This is a genomic window from Lysobacter brunescens (assembly GCF_042677005.1).
Taxonomy (GTDB): domain Bacteria; phylum Pseudomonadota; class Gammaproteobacteria; order Xanthomonadales; family Xanthomonadaceae; genus Lysobacter_I; species Lysobacter_I brunescens.
On record NZ_JBHTIF010000009.1, the window covers coordinates 4,047 to 5,368 of the forward strand.

At 70.7% G+C, this 1,322-nt stretch carries 1 pseudogene; it reads left to right on the forward strand.

Annotation, left to right across the window (positions count from 1 at the left end):
- Positions 1-1,322 (forward strand): annotated as a pseudogene (locus ACFQ0E_RS19085) (hypothetical protein); the annotation flags it as partial.

Consider the following 1,322-nt stretch of genomic DNA (forward strand, 5'->3'; position numbering starts at 1 on the left):
TCGCGTGGAGTACCGCTACGACGCGGCGGGTCGCATGCTGCAGCGGATCGAGGATCCGGGTGCGGGCAAGCTCAACCTGACCACGACCACCGCCTACGACGCGCAGGGCCGGCAGGTGCGGGTGACCGACGCCAGCGGCCGCGTGACGACGATGGCCTACGACCGCAAGGGCAACCTGACCGAGACGGTGCGGGATCCGGGCGGCCTGAACCTGCGCACGACCTACACCTGGGACCGCGACGGTCGCCAGCTGACGGTGACCGAAGGCGCGGACAGCCCGGCGGCGATGACCACGGCCTACGAGTACGACGCGCTGGGCCGGCGGACGAAGGAGATCCGCGGTTCGGGCAGCCTGAACCTGACGACGACCTACGCCTACGACGCGAACGACAACGTCGTATCGAAGATGGATGGCAGTGGTCGGGTCACGCGCTACGCCTACGACGCGGCGAACCGGCTGCGGTTCACGGTGGACGGGCTGAACGGGATCACGGAGGTGGCCTACGACGCGGCGGGTCGGGCGACGATGACCCGTCGCTACGCCAAGGTGGGCGTGGGCGGCCTGCCGGCGACGCCGAGCGAGGCGGACTTCGCGACGCATGTGCAGAGCCAGGGCTACCGCAACGATGCGCTGGACGAGGTGACGTACCGCGTGTACGACCGCGACGGGCGGGTGCGCCTGAGCATCGATGGTACGGGGGGCGTACGCGAGACCGTGTACGACAGCGCGGGCCGTGTGCTGCGCGAAGTGGCTTACGTGAAGACGCTGTCGATGTCGGCGGCGCAGCACGACGGCCTGAAGGCGGGCACGACGACGGTCGCCAGCCTTGATCTCGGCAACTTGGCCAGCGCCAACGACATGGTGGTGCGCCACGTGTACGACGCCGCCGGCCAGCGGCGCTACAGCGTGGACGCGACCGGTGCGGTGAGCGGGACGTGGTACGACGCGGCGGGCCGCGTGGTGGCGACGCGCCAGCACGCGCAGCGGATCAGCCTGGCGCTGGTGACCGACGGCATCACCCAGGGGCAGATCGAAGGCGCGGTGGGTGCAGGTGCCGCGAGCGATGCGGTGATGCTGTACGTGTACGACGGCGCGGGTCGCCAGCGTTACGCGCTGCGCGCGAACGGCGATGCGGGCACCTATCCGGCCTCGCAGAGCGTGACGGAGACGCGCTACGACGCAGCGGGCCGCGTGCTGCTGACGCAGACCTACGTGGCCTCGCTGATGCTGGATCTGACCACGGCGGGCAAGATCGCCGGCGGCAACGGCGTGGAGTCCGACCTCGCCGCGTTCGTCGCCGCGAATCCGGCGACGGCGCAGG